17 protein-coding genes are annotated in these 21722 nt (G+C 59.9%); 6 read left to right on the top strand and 11 right to left on the bottom strand.

What is annotated here, in order from left to right:
- Positions 1–4 precede the first annotated feature (4 nt).
- The gene (locus tag DHV10_RS16225; protein ID WP_239461799.1) at positions 5–628 is read right to left on the bottom strand and encodes a L,D-transpeptidase; all 624 of its coding nucleotides are present in this window, start codon (positions 626–628) and stop codon (positions 5–7) included.
- A 380-nt stretch (positions 629–1008) separates the two neighbouring features.
- Here DHV10_RS16225 and DHV10_RS16230 point away from each other — a divergent pair, with 380 nt between their 5' ends.
- Both DHV10_RS16230 and DHV10_RS16235 read left to right on the top strand, forming a co-directional pair.
- Positions 1009–3033 carry a hydantoinase/oxoprolinase family protein gene (locus DHV10_RS16230; protein ID WP_109487426.1) on the top strand — a complete coding sequence of 675 codons (2025 nt, stop codon included), beginning with the start codon at positions 1009–1011 and terminating at the stop codon, positions 3031–3033.
- The gene (locus DHV10_RS16235) at positions 3030–4616 is read left to right on the top strand and encodes a hydantoinase B/oxoprolinase family protein (protein WP_109487427.1); all 1587 of its coding nucleotides are present in this window, start codon (positions 3030–3032) and stop codon (positions 4614–4616) included. Before DHV10_RS16230 ends, DHV10_RS16235 begins: the two co-directional genes overlap by 4 nt.
- Positions 4617–4632: 16 nt before the next feature.
- Here DHV10_RS16235 and DHV10_RS16240 read toward each other — a convergent pair whose 3' ends face one another.
- From DHV10_RS16240 to DHV10_RS16265, 6 genes are all read right to left on the bottom strand, one after another.
- Positions 4633–5736, bottom strand: coding sequence for a carboxypeptidase-like regulatory domain-containing protein (locus DHV10_RS16240; protein WP_109487428.1), 1104 nt, complete (start codon positions 5734–5736; stop codon positions 4633–4635).
- Positions 5737–5914: 178 nt separating this feature from the next.
- Entirely contained in the window at positions 5915–6577 is a 663-nt protein-coding gene (locus DHV10_RS16245; RefSeq protein ID WP_109487429.1) for a PspA/IM30 family protein, read from the bottom strand.
- Between the two features lie 46 nt (positions 6578–6623).
- Positions 6624–7280 (bottom strand): DUF2059 domain-containing protein, encoded by a 657-nt coding sequence (locus DHV10_RS16250; RefSeq protein ID WP_109487430.1) that lies wholly within the window; start codon positions 7278–7280, stop codon positions 6624–6626.
- A 199-nt stretch (positions 7281–7479) separates the two neighbouring features.
- The gene (locus DHV10_RS16255) at positions 7480–8907 is read right to left on the bottom strand and encodes a flotillin family protein (RefSeq protein WP_109487431.1); all 1428 of its coding nucleotides are present in this window, start codon (positions 8905–8907) and stop codon (positions 7480–7482) included.
- Positions 8908–9216: 309 nt separating this feature from the next.
- The gene (locus DHV10_RS16260; protein WP_109487432.1) at positions 9217–9843 is read right to left on the bottom strand and encodes an NfeD family protein; all 627 of its coding nucleotides are present in this window, start codon (positions 9841–9843) and stop codon (positions 9217–9219) included.
- A gap of 115 nt (positions 9844–9958) precedes the next feature.
- Positions 9959–10357: a transcriptional regulator gene (locus DHV10_RS16265; protein WP_239461802.1), complete on the bottom strand. Its 399-nt coding sequence runs from the start codon at positions 10355–10357 to the stop codon at positions 9959–9961.
- Positions 10358–11051: 694 nt separating this feature from the next.
- Here DHV10_RS16265 and mutY point away from each other — a divergent pair.
- Both mutY and DHV10_RS16275 read left to right on the top strand, forming a co-directional pair.
- A complete protein-coding gene (mutY, locus tag DHV10_RS16270) occupies positions 11052–12092 on the top strand; it encodes an A/G-specific adenine glycosylase (protein WP_109487434.1) in 1041 nt (346 codons plus the stop codon).
- 19 nt (positions 12093–12111) lie between these two features.
- Positions 12112–13836, top strand: coding sequence for a M28 family peptidase (locus DHV10_RS16275; protein ID WP_109487435.1), 1725 nt, complete (start codon positions 12112–12114; stop codon positions 13834–13836).
- 63 nt (positions 13837–13899) lie between these two features.
- Here DHV10_RS16275 and cydB read toward each other — a convergent pair whose 3' ends face one another.
- Both cydB and DHV10_RS16285 read right to left on the bottom strand, forming a co-directional pair.
- Entirely contained in the window at positions 13900–14943 is a 1044-nt protein-coding gene (cydB, locus tag DHV10_RS16280; protein WP_109487436.1) for a cytochrome d ubiquinol oxidase subunit II, read from the bottom strand.
- 74 nt (positions 14944–15017) lie between these two features.
- The gene (locus tag DHV10_RS16285; RefSeq protein ID WP_109487437.1) at positions 15018–16367 is read right to left on the bottom strand and encodes a cytochrome ubiquinol oxidase subunit I; all 1350 of its coding nucleotides are present in this window, start codon (positions 16365–16367) and stop codon (positions 15018–15020) included.
- 269 nt (positions 16368–16636) lie between these two features.
- Here DHV10_RS16285 and hemG point away from each other — a divergent pair, with 269 nt between their 5' ends.
- Positions 16637–18118, top strand: a complete 1482-nt coding sequence (gene hemG / locus DHV10_RS16290) for a protoporphyrinogen oxidase (RefSeq protein WP_109487438.1) — start codon at positions 16637–16639, stop codon at positions 18116–18118.
- A gap of 22 nt (positions 18119–18140) precedes the next feature.
- Here hemG and DHV10_RS16295 read toward each other — a convergent pair whose 3' ends face one another.
- Both DHV10_RS16295 and DHV10_RS16300 read right to left on the bottom strand, forming a co-directional pair.
- Complete coding sequence (locus DHV10_RS16295; protein ID WP_109487439.1) at positions 18141–18872, bottom strand: rhomboid family intramembrane serine protease; 732 nt, start codon at positions 18870–18872, stop codon at positions 18141–18143.
- The gene (locus DHV10_RS16300; RefSeq protein WP_109487746.1) at positions 18873–20078 is read right to left on the bottom strand and encodes a VIT1/CCC1 transporter family protein; all 1206 of its coding nucleotides are present in this window, start codon (positions 20076–20078) and stop codon (positions 18873–18875) included.
- Positions 20079–20404: 326 nt separating this feature from the next.
- Between DHV10_RS16300 and DHV10_RS16305 the strand changes: the two genes are divergently transcribed.
- On the top strand, positions 20405–21706 hold the full coding sequence (locus DHV10_RS16305) for a sugar MFS transporter (protein WP_109487440.1): 1302 nt from the start codon (positions 20405–20407) through the stop codon (positions 21704–21706).
- Positions 21707–21722 lie beyond the last annotated feature (16 nt).

The raw sequence follows: 21722 nt of genomic DNA on the forward strand, positions 1-21722 counted from the left end.
CTCCTCAGTTCTCTGCGGCGACCGCCGCAACCGCATTCGTATCGGTCTCCGCCGCGGCAGCAGCGCTCGCCACCACCACTGGCTGTTCAGCCGCTGCAGGCTTCTGTTCGCCGAACAACTGCGCCGTCTCTTCGTTCCGCTGGCCAATCAGTTCCACCGTGTCGCCCACTCGCACCATCTCGTAGAACTCTTCAAGATCCTTCCGCGCCATCCGGATGCACCCATGCGAAGCGGCTTTGCCAATCGACTTCGGTTCGTTCGTTCCATGGATCCCGTAGCCCTTCACGCTCAGCCCCATCCACCGCGTCCCCACCGGATTCCCCGGCCCCGGCTGAACAACCTTGCCCTCGTGCTGGTAAACCGGATTCTTCACGCGGCGCTGGATCGCGAACGTACCCACCGGGCTCGGCTTCGACGGCTTGCCGACCGCCACCGTGTAAACCTTCTTCATCGCGCCGTCTTCCACCAGCGCCAGCTTCCGATCCTCCAGGCTCACCACGATCGTTCTCTTCACCTGCGCCGGAGTGTCCTGCGTCGCCGTCGTTGCTGTCTGCCCCATCGCGTTGATCCCCATCAGCATTGCCGCGCTTACCGCCACCGCCCACTTGCACAGTCCGTTCGCTTTCATCGCGTCCCCCATCCGGCCCTTAATCTCTCAATGCACAGGGAGATTGCAGCCCCCGTGCCAACCGGTTCTGCTCTGAAAACAATGGAGTTAGTTCGGGATCGAAGAGCGAAACGCGTGTTCCCAGCAACACGCCTGTGTCACCGTTGACACATCATCGCTGCAGGGGGGAGCCACGCCCCGAAGGGGCAGCTGGGTAGCCGAGTGATTGGAAACCGCAGTGGCGAAGGAAGCGCCACCATGTGGGTGCCCCATTCTAACCGCCTTCTGTCGGCGGTTAGGGTGGGAGACGAAAAAGCCCCTCGCGGAATCGGAACGGCCTTGCCTTTGAAAACGGGAGCCCCATCCACACGAACAGACTTTGCCCAAGTACTCAGCCTGTTATGTTGGCTCCAGTGATCCCGCACCTCTCCATCGCCATCGACACCGGCGGCACCTTCACCGACTGTGTCTACCGCAACCGCGGCCGCATCGAGGTTCTCAAGCTTCCCTCAACCCCCGACGACCCCAGCCGCGCCATCCTCGAAGCTGTTCGACGTGTCTGCGAACTCGTGCCCGCCCGCCGCGTCGAAGTTCGCCACGGCACAACCGTAGCGACCAACGCGCTGCTCGAACGCAAAGGCGCCCGCGTCGCATTCGTCACCACCGCCGGCTTTGAAGACACCCTCGCCATCGCGCGTCAGGCCCGGCCCAACCTCTACGACTGGAACCAGCACCGCCCCGCGCCCATCACCAGCCTCACCTTCGGAGTCCCTGAACGCATCGCTCCCGACGGCTCCGTCCTCCTCGCCCCATCGAAGTCGGCACTCGCTAACCTGCGTGGCGCGATCAACGACAGCGAAGCCGAATCAATCGCCGTCTCTCTCCTCTTCTCCTTCGCAAACTCCGCGCACGAACAAGCCGTAGCGGAAGCACTGGCGTCCCTGCGCCTCCCCATCTCGCTCTCCCACCAGATCCTCCCCGAGTTTCGCGAATATGAACGCGGCTCCACCGTCGCGCTCAATGCCTATCTTGCCCCGCGCATGCAGAGCTACATCCGCGCTCTCGAACGCGGCCTGGAGAAACGCAGCGCTGCACTCAGCATCATGCAGTCCTCCGGCGGCATCCTCTCCGCCGCATCTGCCGCTCGCGAGCCCGTCCGCACAATACTTTCCGGCCCCGCCGGCGGCGTCATCGGCGCGCTCAGCGTTGCGCGCATCGCAGGCATCGATCGCATCCTCACCTTCGACATGGGCGGCACATCGACCGACGTTGCCCTACTCGATGCGAACCGCGAACCGCCCACCACCAGTGAAGGCCAGGTGGAGGGACTCCCCGTTAGCATCCCCATGCTCGACATTCACACCGCCGGTGCGGGCGGCGGTTCGCTCGCATGGATGGACTCGGCTGGTGCTTTGCACGCTGGTCCGCAGTCGGCAGGGGCAGATCCCGGGCCCGCATGTTACGGCCGCGGCGAACGCGCCACAGTTACAGATGCAAATCTCGTCCTCGGCCGCCTGCATCCCGATTACTTCCTCGGCGGAGCAATGCGCCTCGACGAAGCTCGCGCGCATAAAGCGCTCTCCGCCATTCCGCATCGATCGTTCGCCAGCCTCGAGCACTTCGCGGAGGGAATCATCCGCGTTGCCAATGCACGCATGGAATCGGCACTTCGACGCGTCTCTGTCGAACGCGGCTTTGATCCACGCACGTTCACCCTGCTTGCATTTGGCGGCGCCGGCCCGCTCCACGCCTGCGCACTCGCCGAATCGCTTGGCATCCGCCGCGTTCTTATTCCCGCTGCGCCTGGTGCGCTCTCTGCCCTCGGCATTCTAGACGCCGATCTCCGCCGCGAGTTCTCGCGCACCGTGATGCTCGCACCTGCTTCGCCGCAAATAAGCGAAGTCTTCCCCGCGCTCGAAGCCGAAGCCCGCGCGGCGTTTGCATCTGAATCTGCCCGCCCGATCCTCAAGCGCTCTGCCGATCTCCGCTACCACGGCCAGGGCTACGAACTGCGCATCGACTGGTCAGCTGATGCCTTCTCTCGTTTTCACAAATTGCACGAGCAGACCTACGGCTATTCCGACGCCGCGCGATCCGTCGAGATCGTCACCCTCCGCGTCCAGGCCATCGCCCGCTCACCAAAGCCGCATGTTCCCCAAGCGAAGAAGGGTAGTGAGAGCTGTGCCCCATTCATCGCACAGTCTCATCGTGCGATGAGTGGGAATACTCATCGCATCTTCGAGAACGGCCGCTGGCGCAAAGCCGCGCTCTACGATCGCGCTCAGCTCGCGCCCGGCAATCGTCTCACCGGTCCCGCGGTCATCGCCGAACTCAGCGCAACCACATATCTGCCGACCGGCTGGGAAGCCTCAATCGACGCACAGAGCAATCTCATCCTCACACCGAATGCAAGGTCCCGCCAATGACAACCAACCGCCAACTCGATCCCGCCGAAATCGCCGTCATTGGCCACGCGCTCCACTCTGTCGCAGTCGAGATGGGCGCGGCCCTCCGCCGCACCTCTTTCTCGCCGAACATCAAAGAACGCCGCGACTACTCGTCCGCCATCTTTTCCGCAGAGGGCTACCTCATCGCAATGGGCGACGACATGCCCGTGCATCTCGGCTCCATGCCGATGTCCGTTGCCGCGGCGCTCGCCGATCTGCGCCTCATGCCCGGCGACGTCGCACTGCTCAACGACCCTTACCGCGGGGGAACGCACCTGCCCGACATCACCATGGTCGCTCCGGTCTTCATCCCCGGCCGCAGGCGTGCAGCTTTCTACGTCGCCAACCGCGCGCATCACGCTGACGTCGGCGGCATGTATCCCGGCTCCATGGGGCCGTGCCGCGAAATCGCACAGGAGGGCATCCGCATCCCGCCAGTCAAGCTGATGAACTCCGGCAAAATGGACACTCAGCTTCTCGCCACCATCCTCGCCAACGTGCGCACACCACGCGAGCGCGAAGGCGATCTCACCGCGCAGCTGGGCGCATGCCGCATCGGTGCGACGCGCATGCTCGAACTCGTCGACCGCTTCACGCATCCGCGTCTGGTCGCAGCAGTCGCCGCCATGCTCTCCGGTTCTGAACGCCTCATGCAGAACGTCCTCGCATCGCTTCCCGCCGGCGAGTGGTCTGCCGAAGATTTCCTCGATGACGATGGAGTCATACCGGACCCGATCGCGATCCGCGTCAAAATCGCCACCGACCCCAAACGCCGCCGCGCCACAGTCGACTTCGCCGGCACAGACCCGCAGGTTCCCGGCTCCATCAACGCCGTCTACGCCATTACATGGTCCGCTGTCTTCTACGTATTCCGCTGCCTGCTTCCCGCAGAGGCAATCGCAACCGCGGCACTGATGCGTCCCGTCAACGTACTCGCGCCTGAAGGCTCCATCGTTAACGCGCGTCCGCCCGCCGCAGTAGCCGGAGGCAATGTCGAAACCTCGCAGCGCATCGTCGACACCCTCATGCGCGCGCTGGCCCCGGCGATCCCCGATCGCATCCCCGCCGCAAGCTCCGGCACCATGAACAACCTCACCATCGGCGGCATCGATCCCAGATCCGGCCAGCCCTTCACCTACTATGAAACCATCGCCGGCGGACTCGGTGCCTCTCCGCAATCTGCCGGCGCAAGCGGCCATCATGCACACATGACCAACTCACTCAACACGCCCGTTGAAGCGCTCGAGTACGCGTATCCATTCCGCATGATCCGCTATGGCATTCGCCCCAACTCCGGTGGGGCAGGGAAGCACCGCGGCGGCGACGGCCTCATCCGCGAGATCGAACTTCTCGGCGACGCGCAGGTCACGCTCCTCGCCGATCGCCGCGCAACCTCACCCTGGGGACTCAACGGCGGCGCTCCCGGCGAAAAAGGAAAAACTCTGATTGTCAGGAGCGGCGAAGATGAAAATCTCCCCGGCAAATGCACCCGCGAACTCAAACGCGGCACACGCATCCGCATCGAATCCCCCGGCGGCGGCGCCTGGAAAACTAAAAGCTAAAAGCTAAGTCTCTCTCTCAGAACTGCCCCTTCGCACCCGGCGTCAGCTTCTTCAGAATGAACTCCTGCACCACCGTGTTCACCATGCGCTCGCCCGTGCTCAGCGCGAATCCAGTGAACACCAGGCTCGGTCCGCGGTTCGACTCCGGATAGTACGCATTCGATATCGCGCCCGAAATCAAATCGCCGCCCATGCTCGAAAAGTTGATTTCGTTCTTGCCGTTGTCTCCGCGGCAAATGAACGGAGCAGAGAGCGCATGCATCAGTCGCGACCTCGTCGACCCAGTCCCCTGATAGAAGTACCTCGGATCTTGATGCAGCAGCGAAGGCAAAATCGCTCCGCCGAACATGATGTCCGTTACTCCATCGCCGTACGCCTGCCCGAATCTCTCGCCATATCCGATCGCGCCCTGCCGGTAGTTTGGCGTATCGCCCGCCTGGTTCATTCCAGCGAGCGTGGCCGCGCCCACAATGCTGATCGGGTCGGTCGCCGCTTTGTACGCCATCTGAAACTTCAGCTTGGTCGTCAGAGGCACCGCGTGTGCCGAGTCATACACGACATAGAAGTTCGGAATCACTCCCAGCACGCGCTGCTGTTCCTCCAGCCTCACCTGCTGCGTCGCAATCTGTTCCGTCGACGAATACACCGTGACCGACGAGACACCCGCGTCAAACTTCAACTTGATATTCGTCACGCCGAAGAACTGCCCTGAGGCCAGCGTAATCGGATCAGAACTCCAGCTCTGAAATCCATTGGCCGACACAGTCACGCGGTAAGGTCCGCCCGGCTTCAATCCTTCGAACTGGAAAAATCCGGAGTCGTTCGCAGTCTGCGTGTGATGAGACGGCGCGTCAGGCCCTTCCAGCACGATCGTCGCTCCCGGAATCAAATCTCCGTTCGCGTCTGTCACGGTGCCATTCACTTCAGCAGGACTTGCATCGGGAGCAGCAGAATCTGCCGCACTCAACGTCGAAGTCGACACCACACCCTGACCAGCATCTGCCGGCCCTGTGACCCGGTCCTGCCCTTTGGCAGAGACGACAATAAACGCGGATAGAACCGCGGCAACAAAGACAAAATGATGGCGCATCCAATTCACCCACGGGGGAAATTGGCGCATCCGTCCATCCCAATCTTGACCAGGATGAACAGACACACCTGAGGGTGCATCCGCCACTCGCGCGGCGGCGGATGCGTCAACTCAAAGGAGGTAATCTCCTTGGCATTTAGACGTAGTTTGCCATGGATGGATGCAGAAAGTTGATCCCCGCCGCGCCGTCGCCTGCTACTTTCGTCACCTAGGCCGCGCCTTTACGGCTCTTAAGTTCCTTCAGCATCAACTCGATTTTGTCTTCGTTCTCCAGTGCGCGGAACCTGTCCTCGAGTGACTCCGGCGTCAGCACTTCTGTTGCTGCGGCATTCTCGGCAGCCGTCACATGCACCTTGCTCTTCATGCGTCCGATCGTGTTTTCCTGCTCGTTGCCCACCACATGCTGCGCCTTCGCGGCTCGGCCTACAACCTTTGCTCTGCGATGCTCTGCAATCAGCATCTCGCAGTGCGCGCGCGTCTCGGCCAGTTTCTGCTCCAGCTTGCGCAGAGCCTGGCGCAGATTGTCAGCCTCGTGCTTCTGGTCTTCCGCTTGCGAACTGAAGCCCACCGCAAGCTGTTCCTGGCTCAGCGCTCGTTCCAGCGCAGCGCGCGCAAGGTCATCCTGACTCTTCTCCACAGCAAGCTCTGCCTTGCGATGCCACTCCGCGGCCTGCTGCTCGTGTTCCGTCTTCTTCTTCTCCAGCAGATGCTGATCTGCAATCGCAATCGCCACCTGCGTCTTCACCTGCATAAGCTGGTTCTCCATATCAAGGACAACCTGTTTCAACATCCGCTCCGGATCCTCGGCCTTTTCGACAAGGTCATTCAGATTCGCTTTCAGCAGCGTGCTCACTCTTTCCAGTAACGACATATCTCCTCCTCGCTCTGAATCTTTGTCTTGCTCGATCTCACTCGCACTACTTCGGCGTTGTCTTCGCCGGACCCGCTTTTGCCGCGGGCTTTGCGGCTGGTTTCGTCTGCGGCGCCACCTCCGCCACCTCGCGCATCATCTCTCGCATCATGGTCTGGCTTCTCTGGCCCACCTTGCCCATCACCATTGGCATGTACTCCTGTGCGATCACCGGCTGCGCATCCAGCAGATGCTGTCCCGCCGGCGAACCGTAAAACGCAATCAGCCCTTCCACATCGTCCTTGCTCAGATGCTTCTGGTAGATCGTGGTCATGTCCGCCAGCATCTCGTCAGCGGGATACAAATCCATCGACTTCGATACGTATTTGTTGATCACCTGCTGCATCTTCTCGCGCTTCTCTGGTGTCAGATTCGATCCCGCCGGAAGCTCAGCCTCACTCTGTTTCATCGCCGAGTGAACCTGCTGCTGCACCATGCCGGAAACCATCGACTTCATCGATTGCATCTGCTGCTTGATCCGCATCACGTCAAACAGCTTCGCCACCTGCTCCGGCGATGCCTGGTTCTCCGGCGCTATCACGGGCGCCGGTTTCTCCTGCTGCATCGATCCGTCCGCGCCCACCGCAATCGCCTGCGCACCCATACTCACCGGAACGGCTGCGAACGCCACTGCCATCAACAACACAATCTTCTTCACCTTCATCTCACTCCTCTCCCTCTCTCGCTACCTCGCGCCGGGTGCCCCAGGCCTCGCTCCTGCGCTCTGGGATCCACCGCGCCCACATTTCGATCACCGGGTCCCCCAGGTCCCTCGCATTTGGGGACCGGGGATCTTCACCCAACCACTCTCGGGTGCCCCAGGTCTCGATTCTGAGACCTGGGATACGACGGAACCTCCCGGCTTAGTGTTGTTGTGCCGCATCACCATTTGTCTTCGGCTTGTCCTTGATCGCCTGCACACTCGACATCAACTGCTTGATGTCCATCCCGCTCAGCGCCTCGAACAACGCCGGAACCTGCGCCGCGATCTTCGTCATGTCGCCGGTAATCTTGTTCACCCCGGCGGCGCCGTTTTCTCCCGTGGACACGATCGTGATCTTGTCCACCTTTGATAGCGGCTCGCTCATCGCACGGACAACATCGGCCATGTTCGTGAGCAGCTTGTCCACAACCGCGGCCTGGTTCCACTCCTGGTAAGCTTCGGCCTTCACGTTCATCGCCTTCGCTTCCGCCTCTCCCTTCTGGAAGATGATCGAAGCCTCCGCCTCGCCCTGCGTACGGATCGCCGCAGCGCGGCCTTCCGCTTCAGCAGCCAGACGGTTCTTCTCAGCCATCGCGAGCGTCTCAATCCGCTGACGATTGATCTCCGCTTCTTTCAAAATCGTTGCGATCAACTCCTTTTCGTGACGCGTGATCTCGGCTTCCTGAACCTTGATCTGGCCTTCTTTCTCCACCTGCTGCACCTTCACCTGCTCAGCGGTCACCTGCTGCTGCATGACGTTGGTCTGGATCTCGTACGCCTTATCGGCCTGCGCCTGCTGCTTGCGGCTCTGCTCCGCAAACTGCGCCTTCTTGATGTCGAGATCTCTCTGGGCCTCAGCCTGTTTCGCCTGCGAAGCCGTCTCCGCAATCACCCGCTCCTGGTCAGCCATCGCCTTTGCAACAGCAGATTCACGCAACGCAGTCGCACGCTTGATCGCCGTATCGCGCTCCGCATCGGCTGTCGCCATCTCCGCGTCTCTCTTGATGCGCGCCACATCTGGTTTGCCCATGTTGGCGATGTACTCGTTCTTGTCGCGAACCTCCTTGATCGTGAACGAAATCACCTCGAGCCCCATCTTGCTCATGTCTTCAGCGCACGTCGCGCGCATCCGCTCGCCCACCATCTCCGGCTCTTTCACAATCTGCTCAACCGTCAACTGGCCGATGATCCCGCGCAGATGGCCTTCCATCACCAGCCGAATAAGTCCCTCACGTTGCGGAGGAGTCTTCGTCAAGAACTGCTCGGAAGCAGTCAGAATCGAAACCTGATCGCTTCGTACCTTGATCTGCGCCACGGCTTCCACCGTCACAGCAACACCTTGCTTCGTGTAGAGATCCTGTTGCGGAGCCACGTCGAAACTCATGAGCTCAAGGGAGAGCTCGCGGCAGTTTTGCACCATCGGCAGAATTATGGCCCCGTGGCCTTTCACTACTTTCGTTCCCCCAGCTCCGTAGATAATCAGAGCCTCGTTTGGGCCCGCCTTCCTGTACATCCTGGCCATGATCCCCATCGCAACAAAAACAGCTAATACGCACAGCCCCACAATTAAGAGAATTTCTGGTCTCATTCGATCCCTGTCCTTTCAACAGGGGTTGAATTCGGTTGATGGTTGAACTGCAATCCGCAGCAATCGGTTCCTGCCGTCGTGATCTGTCTAACTGAACTCCCTGATCACTGACCACTGATCACTGTTTCGCCTTATGCCTGTTCTTCGGAAACAACTTCGCAATCAGCCCCAGCAGAAAGATCCCCACCAGGACGCTCATCTCCGTAACTAATGCAGCCGAATTGCTCATACACCCCGGTCCTTCGGCCGGGCACAGCTTGTTGTCAGTTGAGGGTAACCGGGGTTCTATGTCCCTACTCCCTTTGTCCCTCAGTCCCTGATTTCTTCCCACCGCTTCACATACGCAATGCCTCTTTCGTAGCGCAGGACGTATACCTCTTCTTCCTTTCCGATCGCGGCACCATCCTCTGATCGCGCGATAGCCGAGCGCGTCGCTCCCAGTTGCTCGTACACAATCTCGCCCGTGCCACCGGCCCGAATCGGAGCGGAGACCCGTCCCACGGCACCGACAACCTCGGTTTCGAAGGACGTAAGTTCGCGTTCATACTTCATCAGAAACTTGTTCATGAACATGAAGATGATCGCCCCGCCCGCAACACCGCAGATCGCCGCCAGCACCACCACCACGCCCGCAACAAAACTGCCGTACTTCGTCAGCAGATATCCCGCCGCTCCAAACCAGCAGAGAAAAATCATGATTGAGAACGCGTTCCACCACGGCACCTCCGGCCCAGCATTTACTCCCGTACTCCCTGTGCCTCCGGTCGTATGCACCGCGCCCGCGCCATGGGGAATGTGTACGTGCCCCGCATGCGGCACATGAACATGCGGAAGATGCACATGCCCCCCAAAGTGCCCCATCCCTCCCAGCAGAGAAACAAAGCTCAACATCAGCCCCGCCAGAAAGCACACCAGATAAAACGTCTCCCAGTTCATACGCCTTGCCCCCAAGTTCACTGCCGTTGACGTCGTCTGAGTCCCAAGTCCCTGGTCTTTCTCTTCCCTAGTCCCTAGTCCCTAGTGCCCGTCTTTTCTGACCACTGACCACTGATCACTGTTTTTTCAGCACTTCCATCAGCCTCGGCGCCAGCCCCGGCGTCTTCAGAATCCCCTCCAGCAGCAGCAGGCATTCCCGCGATTGCTCGTGCTGCGCCAGCGTCAGCAGCGCGCTCTTCAGCTCCGGATCGCGCCTGAACCGCTCCGCCCCCGACACAAGCCACAGATCGAGCTTGTCCTCAAGGTTCCGCACCTCGCTCAGCAGCTCCGGGTGGTAGCCCTCCGGATCGTCCACGAGATACCCCGGATGCACCTTGAAGAACTGCGCCAGCGTCTGCCGCGTGGTGTTGGTCAGGTGCGGCCTTGCCCCGCTCTCAATCTGCGACAGGTAGCTCTGGCTGATCTTCGACCCCGTCTCCGACTCAATCGCCCTCGTCAGCTCCAATTGGTTCATCGCGCGGTTAAGGCCCCGTAAACTGCCCTCCACCTCCCGCAGATACCTGATCTTTTCGCCCAGCCTCATCCTGTTCCCGTCAGCGACTGGCTTCGGTGCGACGTAGAAGCCAATTGCAAATCGCAATAACAATATCGCAATTTGTAATAGACGTCAAGCGAAATCGGAACCCTTTCGTATGTCCCGCACCATCAGCGGATTAGCCTTCGGAGGCTCTCACCCCACGGCGCCGGGAGCGCTTGTCAAGCTCCGCCGTTCGTAGAAGCGACCGTAAGTCACAGAATTCACAGGGAAAAGAAGCCGGCTCCAGAATTGCAGTCTATTAACCCGCTCCGGCGCATACTGGTCAATATGCAGGACGTCCTACCAATCCGCCGGCACAAGGCTGCCCGCTCAGCCGCGTCTGCCCGGCTTCCCCGTCGTCCCCAGGATCGGTCTGGATCTATCTCCCGTTCTTCGAGGATCTTGGAAGGTGCGATCCAGCGCTCATCCCGAAGATCCTCCGCGAAGTACTGTGCGATCAGGAACTTGCCAGAAAGACCCACCAAAACTATTTCCCCGACATGGGGTGGGGTTAGAGAACTGAGAATTGCACCGTGCCAGAAGCTGTCCCGGCCCAACCAGCTTCCGACCCATGCCGTAATCTTTTCCCATGCCCCGTCGGCGCCTCCACAGTCCGGAGACGATCGCCCGCATGCGATCCGAACTCCTCACCTGGTATCACCGCAGCCGCCGCGACCTCCCCTGGCGTCATACCAGCGACCCCTACGCCATCTGGGTCTCTGAAATCATGCTTCAGCAGACACGCGTCGCGGTGGTCATCGATCGCTACACCGCGTTCCTGCAAAGCTTCCCCACCATTCAGTCCCTCGCCGAGGCAGGCGAGCAGGACGTCCTCGCGCTCTGGAGCGGTCTCGGCTACTACCGCCGCGCGCGCATGCTCCACAAAGCCGCCAAGGCAATCGTCTCCGACTACAACGGACAGATGCCGACCACCGCCGCCCGCCTCCGCGAGCTCCCCGGCATCGGCTCCTACACCGCCGCTGCCATCGCCAGCATCGCCCACAGCGAGCCCGTTGCTGTCGTCGACGGAAACGTTGAGCGCGTACTCAGCCGCATCCAGGGCTGGCACTCCCACGACACCGTGTCTGAAGCCGCCGTCCGCCGCAAAGTAGATGACTTCGCCCAGGCACTGGTCGACCCCCGGCACCCCGGCGACTACAACCAGGCCATCATGGAACTCGGCGCCACAGTCTGCACGCCTCGCAACCCGCAATGCCTCGTCTGCCCCTGGGCATCAGAGTGTCGCACGCTCGGCGAACATCGCACCCCGAAACGCGCCGCAATGAAGACCGGCGAGATTGTCTATGCTCTCGTCCTCCGCGAATCGTCTTCTGGAACGGAGATTGTTCTTGAACAACGTGCCGCAACAAACTCAGTCATGCCCGGCCTCTGGGAACTGCCGGTTCTCAAGCCTGCTCAAAAGCCCGAACATGAACCGATGCTGACCGTTCGCCACGCGATCATGCAGGTCAACTACACAGTGCATGTCCACGCGCTCGACGCCCAAGATCTGCCCGAGCCGTCTCTCGAGCGCCGCTGGATGAGCGCCGAACAAGCCTCGTCGATCGCGCTCACCGGTCTCGCGCGCAAGATTCTCACCAAGGCTGGATTGATCCGCACCAGCCGCAACGCTGCAGTCATTGCTCCATCGCCAGTGCTCGAAGTACTCTGAGCTTTCTCACGGAGACTCCATGATCGATTCGAAAGCCGCCTTTTGCCTTCTTGCCGCCACGCTCGCCGCGCCATGCGTAGTCATCGCACAAACCTCTCCAGCACACAACAACAAGATTCCTCAGGTTGCCGGATTGCCGGCCTCTGCTCGTGCCGCTGCAGCGTCCATCGACGCGGAGAAGATCCGCGCTCACGTCCGTTTCCTGTCTCTGGATCTGCTTGAAGGTCGCGGCCCCGGCACACGCGGTGACAAGCTCGCCGCCGAATACATCGCCACGCAATTCGCCCTGGAAGGCCTGCAGCCTGCGGGCGAAAACAACAGCTACTTCCAGCAGGTTCCGCTGATCGCGGTCCACACCATTGAAGACAAGACGAAGTTCTCCTTCGTTCCTGCCGCAGGGCAGCCGGTCGACCTCGCCTACGGTTCGCAAATCGTCTCCAAAGATCAGACCGGCCAGTCTAGTGCCGATCTCGATGCGCCGCTGGTCTTTGCCGGCTATGGCATCAGCGCGCCAGAGTACAAGTGGAACGACTACGCTGGATCCGACGGCAAAGACATCGACCTCCACGGCAAGATCGCCGTCGTCATCGTCAACGAGCCACCCTCCGACGACGAGAAGTTCTTCGACGGCAAAGCGCTCACTTACTACGGCCGCTGGACCTATAAATACGAAGAGGCCGCACGGCGCGGAGCCGCCGGCGTTCTCATCATTCATCGCACCGATCTCGCCAGTTATGGTTGGCAGGTCGTGCAGAACTCGCAGGCCATCGAAAAGAGCTATCTCGCCGGCGACCCACTCAACACTCTTCGCGCCGCAGCATGGATCCAGCACGATGTGGCTCAGCATCTCTTCCAGCTCGCGGGCCTCGGCGATCTCGACCAGGCAATCGACCGCGCCGGCAAGCCCGGCTTCCATCCGCAGGAACTCAACGTCCGCCTCAAAGCTCACGTTGAAAGCCGCGTCCGCCATTACAACTCAACCAACGTCGTCGCTCGCGTGGCAGGCGCCTCGGCAGGTCCTGAGAATGCGGTCCTCTACACCGCGCATTACGATCACCTCGGCGTCGATCCGGATGCCAAAGGCGATGGCATCTACAACGGCGCCGCCGACAACGGAACAGGCTGCGGCATCCTGCTCGAGATGGCCCGAGCCTACGCCCAGGCCACCACGCGGCCGCCGCATCCCGTCTACTTCGCGGCCGTCACAGCAGAAGAACAAGGCCTTCTCGGTTCGCAATACCTCGGCGAACATCCACCGGTGCCCGCGCGTAGCATCACGCTCGACCTCAATTTCGACATGCTGCTGCCGATTGGAGTTCCTCGCTCGGTTACGCTGGGCGGCGCTGAACGAATGGACTTCTGGCCAACCGTGCAAACCGTCGCGAAAGACTTCGACCTGGCGATCCAGCCGGACTCGCAGCCCTCCGCCGGCCACTACTACCGCTCCGATCATTTCTCGCTGGCCCGCGTCGGCATCCCTGCGTTCTCCATCGATCCGGGTGTTCTCTTCGAAGGCCATGACGAAGCGTGGGGCAAAGCTCAGTTTGAGGATTATGTGGCGCACCACTATCACCAGCCGTCCGACGAGTTTCAGGAGAGCTGGAATTTCAGCGGCAACGCAAAGCTTGCTCGCTTCGGCTTCGTTCTCGGCTGGCTTGCGAGCGCGCAGCCGCACTCCGTTGAATGGCACAAAGGCGACGAGTTCGAAGCGCCTCGGAAGAAAAGCGAGGCCGCGAGCAAGTAAGAGAAGTTCTGCGAAAAAAAGAGGGCGGCGCACAGATCGCGTGCCGGCCTTCTTCTTTTCGGCTCAGTGCGCCGCGCCGTCCGCGTCCGCTTTGCCCTTGAATCGGCTGTACACAAATACAACGTAGGCTACGGCAAGGAGCATGCCAAATGACCACCACGCAAGACCCACGGACAATGTGTGCGGACCCGAGATGGCGCGCGTCAACGTGATGTCGCGATCCGCGCCCGTTGTGGAAGGCAGCAGTGTTGGATAAACGCCCCAGCACGCGCCTGCCAGCATAAAGAAGAGGTATGCACTCGATGAAAGAAATGCCTTGATGCTCTGCCTGTTGCGGTTGAACCACCAGATGCTCGCGAGCGAAGCGAGCACTCCGGCAGGGACAACAAACGTGAAGGGATAGCGATAGTAATTGTTGAGACTCTCCGGCCGCACCGCGATCGTGCCGATCAGGCTCACGACGGTCAGAAGGAACAACGCAAGCAGGAGAGGATTAACGAGCTGCGCGGCTCGCTGTTCCAACTGGCCGCTGACTTTGATGGTGAGCCACAGCGCGCCGTGAAGAGTGAGCGCAACGAGAGCGACGAGGCCGCCGATAACGGTGTACCAGTCGAGAATGCCGGGATGAACGCCAGGTTTGAAGTTGGTCCAGAGCGGCAGGAAGAAGTAGCCATCTGCTCCGAGCGGTACTCCGCGGAGTACGTTGGCAAGAGCGGCGCCGTAGAAGACAGCGAGGAGAGCGCTGGCTAATCCGAAGACGCCGTCGAGAAGAGAAAGCCAGACACCGACATCGATGTGGTTGCGAAGTTCGAGTGTGACGCCGCGCAGTACCAGCAGCCACAGCACGATCATCAGCGGCAGATAGAAGCCGGAGAAAGCCGAGGCATACAGCAACGGAAACGCGAAGTAGAGCGTGCCGCCGCCTGCAAGCAGCCACACCTCATTGCCGTCCCATACCGGTCCGATGGAGCGGAGACTGGCGCGGCGCTCGCTTTCAGTTCGCGGAAGAAACAGGTGCAGAATGCCAACACCCAGGTCGAATCCGTCGAGGACTACATAGCCGACGATCATTACAGCGACAAGCCAGAACCAGATGAATCCCATCATGATGAAGCCTCAGATAAACAGTTCATAGTTCATAGTTCACAGTCCAGCGTTGCCTCGGAGTCGGAAACGATTCTTCAGGCGACCACGGCGGTTTCAACAGCTGCGTCCTTTGGTACTGGTCCATGGCTGATCTCGCGATAGACGAGCACCGTAAACAGTAGGCCGAGCAGAGCGTAGAGACCCATGAAGCCGATCAGCGTGAACAGTCCGTTGCCTGCAGAGACCACATGCGAATAGCCATCGCTGGTGCGCATCAGCCCGTAGATGAGCCAGGGCTGGCGGCCGATCTCAGCCGTCATCCAGCCGGCAGTGTTGGCTATGTAGGGAAACGGAAAGCTGATGAGGAGGAGCCAGAGTATGGATCGCGAGGTGTAGAGTCTTCTCCGCCAGAGCAGAAGCGCCGCTACGATCATGAGCACGACGAAGTAAGTCCCGAGTCCGGCCATGATGTGGTACGCGTAGTAAAGCAGTGGAAGAGCTGACGGCCATTGATCGCGCGGAATGCGATCGAGGCCGGTGACCTCTGCCTTTGTGGTTCCGTAGATCAGAAAGCTGAGGACGTTGTTCACGACCAGAGGATTGTCGATCTGTCCGGTCTCTTCGTTGGGCTGGCCGATCAGCACGAGATCAGCGCCCTTTTCAGTGTGGAACAGGCCTTCCATTCCCGCGATGGCCGCAGGCTGATTCTTCGCAACATATTTGCCGTGCAGATCGCCGGTAGGGAAGATGATGAGGATCGTCGAGATGAGCCCGGCGACAACGCCAACGCGAGTAAGGATGCGGCCGTAAGACACGTTCTTACCATCGAGGAGGTAGAAGGCGCCCACCGCAGACATGACGAATGAGGCAGTCACAACTGCGCCGGTCATATTGTGCATGTACTGGAGAAGACCCCAGGGATTGAGAAGGAGCTTCCAGAAACTGACCACTTCGAACTGTCCGTTCGGAAGCCTGTTGTAGGCGACGGGATGTTGCATCCATGCGTCGGTGACGATGATGAAGAACCCCGAAATCCACGAGCCGAGCCAGACCATAACCGCTGAGAACCAGTGCATGCGCTTCGAGATGCGCTTTTCGCCATAGAGAAAGAGTCCGAGAAAAGCGGATTCGAGAAAAAAGCTGAACACGCCTTCCATAGCGAGAGGCTGACCGATGACGCCTCCGGAGAGTTGCGAGAAACGTGCCCAGTTGGTGCCGAACTCGAACTCCATCGGAATCCCGGTCACGACTCCGAAGACGAAGTTGATGCCGAAGATGCGAGCCCAGAAGCGTGAAGCGCGATCCCACTCTTCGTTGTCTGTGCGGAGAGCGACTGTCTTCAGGACAACGATAAGCAGTCCCAGGCCCATGGTGAGTTGCGGGAAGAGGTAGTGGAACGTAATAGTGAAGGCGAAATGAAGCCTGTGTATCAGCTCTGGTGTCATGCAGACTCCTGTTACGTGCGAAGGGAAAGAAGCCGGCCACGTGCGACGGCTTAACGTGGCTGATCGGGAATGGCTTTACGATCAGCAGAATGTGTGGATTCGACAAGGCTGATTATCGGCGGCAGCAGGGTTATGCCGATGTGATTTAAATCACTTCATGGCGTGTCTGCAGGATTGATGCTGTACCTGAGGCAGGCGTCCGAAACCCTGGTCTTTAGGGTTGAAGTCGAGTGAAGGTCTGCTGTGTTATCAAGAGACTGAGGTCGGCGATGCGTGTAGCGATTATCGGAGGCGGAATTGCAGGGTTGGCAGCTGCCTATGAGCTCGAGAAAGCGCGGAGTGCCGGTGCGGACATTGCGTACACGCTCTTCGAGTCGCGCGATCGGCTTGGAGGCTCACTCGCATCGGAGACCGCGAATGGAGTCGTGCTGGAGCGCGGACCGGACTCATTCCTCAGCGAAAAGCCCGCGGGCGCAGAGTTGTGCCGCGAGCTTGGGCTCGGCGATCAGCTCGTTCCGTCGAATGATGCGAATCGCAAGACGTACATCGTGGTGAAGAACAAGCTTGTTCCACTTCCCGATGGGCTGATGTTTCTGATTCCGACCAAGTTGGTTCCCACGGCGCTGACGAGTTTGTTTAGTCCGGCTACGAAGATCAAGATGGCTCTGGAGCTGCTGCATCCGCCGAGACCAAGCGAGAACGACGAATCTGTCGCGGCACTTGTGGAGAGACACTTCGGAAAGGAAGCGGTCGATCGGCTTGCGGATCCGCTGCTCTCCGGGATTTATGGCGGCGATGCAACACAGCTGAGTGCAAGGACCGTGCTGCCGAAGCTCGTCGAAATGGAAACGCAGTACGGATCCCTGACTCGAGGGATGCTTGCGGCACACAAACAGATGCGGGCTAAGATGGCAGCGATGCGCGCTGCCGCCGGCAACGGCACAGCCGGCCAGGGCAGCGCAAAACCAGCCGGTCCGCGATCGATCTTCACCTCGCTGAAAGGTGGCATGCAGCAGCTGGTGGACGCGCTGGAAGCACGCCTGAATCCGGAGTGGATTCGAAAGTCGGCAGCAGTTGCGGGTTTGTTGCGCGAAGATGATAGCTGGCGGTTGCAGACGAGTCTCGGAGAGGAACAGTATGATGCCGTGATTCTGGCTTCGCAGGCGTTCGCGGCCGGAAAGCTTTTGGCGACGACGGATGCTGCGCTGGCAGATGAACTCTGCGGGATTCCTTACTCTTCGTCGATCACAGTGAACCTCGTATTTGATGAGTCGCAGCTTGGGCCGTTGCCGGATGGGTTTGGATTCCTGGTTCCGGCGGTGGAAGGGCGCGCGATGCTGGCGTGCACGTTTGTGCATCGCAAGTTTGCTGGGCGAACTCCGACGGGTAAGGCGGTGCTGCGAGCCTTTCTCGGAGGAGCGAAGAATGAAGCGCTGCTCGATCAGAGCGATGATGTACTGATCGCGACGGTGAGACGCGAGCTGAGTGAAATTCTCGGAACGCGCATCGTTGGTCCGCATATTCCGGCGGAGGCAACGCAGGTTTCTCGGTGGCGCCGGGCGATGGCGCAGTATGCAGTTGGCCACCAGGAGCGAATGAAGCGCGTTAAGAAGCGAGTGGCTGCGCTGCCAGGGTTACGATTGGCCGGGAATGCTTACGAAGGCATCGGCATTCCAGATTGCATTCGCACCGGGCGGAATGCGGCGAAAGAGCTCGTTGCGGAGAGACAGCTATCAGCTACTCGCTCCTAGCTTGTATCAGAGTTGCCAGTCTTCAGTTCTCAGTCTTCAGTGTCTCAGCGGACCTGTTGCTCGCCATCCGTTCTCGCAATGTCATGGTTAAAATGCGGATGTAGCCGGCCCGCGTTTGAGGGCGGACGAGAAATCGAGCGGTGACGACGCCGAAGAGGAAGCCGCCGATGTGGGCCAGGTAGGCTACGCCACCGGTATGCACGGTGGCGACGCTGCCGAAGTTGAGGATCTGCATCAGGAACCAGAAGCCGATGAGGAGTACGGCCGGGATAAATGTTATGCGGACGAAGATCAGGAAGAAGATCACCGTCTTGATGCGGTCGCGCGGGTAGGTGACAAGAAATGCGCCCATGACTGCTGCGATGGCTCCGCTGGCTCCGAGGCAGGGAACGCGCGCGAAGGGGTCGCCGAGGATCTGGCACATCATGGCGACGACGCCACCGGTGAGATAGAAGAAGATGAAGCGACCGGTGCCCATGGCGTCTTCTATCTCGCGGCCGAAGGCCCAGAGGTAGATCATGTTGCCGATGATGTGCATCCAGCCGGCGTGCATGAACATCGAGGTAAGGATCGTGATCCAGCTGGAGCCGTGCACGATCCGGTAGGGAACGACCGACCAGACCCAGACGAAGCGGTCGCCATAGGCCAGTTCTTTCAAGAACACATACGCGTTCAGGATGATGATGCCGAGCGTGGCGACGGCGAAGCGCCGCAGAGGACGCGAGGCGTCGCCCAGAGGTATGAAGCCACCCACTTACATTCCGCCTTTGCCGAGAAGAATTCCGATGCCGTAGGTGACGGCGCCTTCGACTGCGCCGACGATGGTCATTTCGAGACCGGAGGACCACCAGGAGCGGATGGTGATGAGGCTCTTGGCCGCGCCGACTGCGAAGTGGGCGATGAGAGAGACGACGGCAGCCGCGATCACGGCCGGAACTCCGCTCAGGAAGAAGAAGGGAATGATCGGGATGAGAGCGCCGATGGCTGTTGAGATTGCTCCGGATGTCGCGGAGACCATCGGGTTGGAAAGAGCTTCTTCGGAGCTGCCGAGGCGCTCGCTGGCGAGGGCGCGCAGCATCTGTTCCGGGTCGCTCGAGATGTGGTTGACCATGTGGTCGGCGTCGGCTTCGGGCAGGCCTTTGACCTGGTAGTAGAGCGAGAGGAGCTCGCGGGCCTCGGGGCCGTTCATCTGAATGGCCTCGCGTTCGCGGGCGATCTCGGCATGGTAAATTTCGCGCTCGCTTTTGGCGGCGAGGTAAGCGCCGGATCCCATGGAGAGGGCGGAAGCGATCATGCCGGAGAGGCCGGCGAGGAGCACGTATTTGCTGTCGCCAGCGGTGGCGCCGGAGACACCGGAGACGATGCCGAAGATCGCGCCGAGGCCGTCGTTTACGCCGTAGATGGCGTCGCCGATCCAGGCACCGGGCTGCTTGCGACCCTGATTGCGCTTGGCGAGGAGTTCTTCGAGGACGGCTTTGGGGTCAACTTTCGGAGCGCCTGCGGGAGCCTGATAGTGGCCGCGGAGGAGAGAGCCGAGCTCGCGGTGATGATCCTTCTCGTCTTCGATGACATGTTCGAGGATGGCGATGGAGCCTTCGTCGCCGAGTTCCTTGAGCTGAGCGCCGTATTTGGCGACGTCGCGGCTCTCTTCGATCTCGAGGCGGCGAAGGGCCATGCGGACGCCGCCGGCGCGGCTGGCGAGGGAGTCGGCTTCGCCGCCGGGCGTTCCTTTGTAGGTGGGCTCGGGGCCACCGAGCTCGATGATGCGGCCTTTCCAGAGAGCGGCGTGTTCCCACTCGGCGGAGGCGAGGTGGCGGAGGACCTGAGCGCGGACGGGCTCGGTGTCGCGGTCTGCGAGAGCGTTGTAGGTGTGAAAACCTTCCATCTCGGCCTGCCAGTTGGCCTCGAGGGCAGCAAGAACCTTCTTTAGCTTGGCGCTGCTCAAAGTGCTGGTGGGCACGGCGACTCCTTGGGTCTTTCTTTTGAGAATACGGCATTTCGAGTCGAAAACAGAGGCTCCGGGTTGCTGCAGGCGGGCGACGTGAGAGCGAGGCCGAAAACGGGAAAACGTATGCTGCGAAAACGTTTTGGGAGCGGGCGGAGGCGTCACTTCCCCAACGCGGGGTTTTCCGTATAGTGTGGTGTGCAGCAATTTGCCGGGAAACCGGAGGTTCAGAGCAATCCCAGCGAAACCAAGCTGGTTCCAAGTAAGCGCCAGGGACAAAGGCGCGCCACACCACTCTTACCGGGTGAACTTTTTTCAGGAAGCAAGGGAGCAAACAACGTATGGCAACTCGATCGACGCCGGCAACGGCAGCAACGACGCCGAACTACACCGGGCCATTCATTACGGTTACCGCGCTTTACTTCATATTCGGATTCATCACGAATCTGAACATGCAGTTGGTTCCTCACCTGCGATCGGTATTCGATTTGCCATGGTTCCAGGCGGCATTGGCTAATGGCGCATTCTTCACTGCGTACTTCGTGGTTTCATCCCCTACTTCGAAGCTCATCGAGTCAATTGGCTACAAGAGAACTATGGTTGTGTCCCTCTTCGTACAGGTTGCCGGGGCGCTCCTATTTCTACCCGCCGCGAGCATTCCAAATTTCTGGTTGTTTTTGACTGCCGTCTTCATTGTCGGCTCGGGTGTCGCAATGCTTCAGACGTCGGCTAATCCCTACGTCTCTGCGTTGGGACCTGAGTCGAGCGCACCCGTAAGGCAGAATCTTGCGCAAGCGTTCAATTCAATTGGCGGAATGATCGCGCCGCTTGTTGCGGGAGCGCTAATTCTCAAGCACAAAGTGGTGTTGGATGCCGCTACTCTGGCCACCAAATCCGCACAGGAGCAGCTTGCTTACAAGATCAGTATCGCCAGTACAGTGCGAATGCCTTATCTTGCCATCGCAGCAGCACTAGTGTTGCTGGGAGTCGCTGTTTCGTTTGCACATCTCCCAACCATAAAAAACACTCAGGAATTCCGGCCGACAAAAGAAGGCATTGGCCTCCTTGATCAAAGCATCTGGAGCTATCGTCACACCGTTCTGGCAACTCTAGGGATCTTCTTCTACGTTGGAGTGGAAGTCGGCTTAGCTCAGTTCATGGTTGGCTACTTTGGGCTTCCTGAAATCGGCGCAATGACAGCCGCCGCAGCCGCTGCCTTCACGTTTTACTACTGGCTTGGTGCGCTCATTGGAAGGCTTCTCGGATCGTGGATGCTGACCAAGATCAATGCAGGAAGACTTTTGGGCATCTTCGGGCTCATGAATGTCTTGTGCGTTGCTTTCTCCATTAGTACAAAGGGGAACGCGGCCATATACAGTTTGGTGCTCTGTGGTTTCTTTAACTCCATCATGTTCCCAAATATTTTTGCCCTAGGGATTACAGGACTGGGACCGATGACGAGCAAAGGATCAGGTCTCATCATGACTGCGGTTGTTGGAGGAGCCGTGATTCCCGTTTTGCTGGGTAAGTTGGTCGACAACTTCGGATTCAGACCTGCCGCAATACTCCCGATCATCTGTTACCTGTTCATTGCGTACTACGGGTTTGTGGGGCATAAGCCGTCGAGGACGGTGACGGCGTAGCTGTTTCCCTTTCACC

The sequence above is a fragment of the Occallatibacter savannae genome (genome assembly GCF_003131205.1).
GTDB classification, from domain to species: domain Bacteria; phylum Acidobacteriota; class Terriglobia; order Terriglobales; family Acidobacteriaceae; genus Telmatobacter; species Telmatobacter savannae.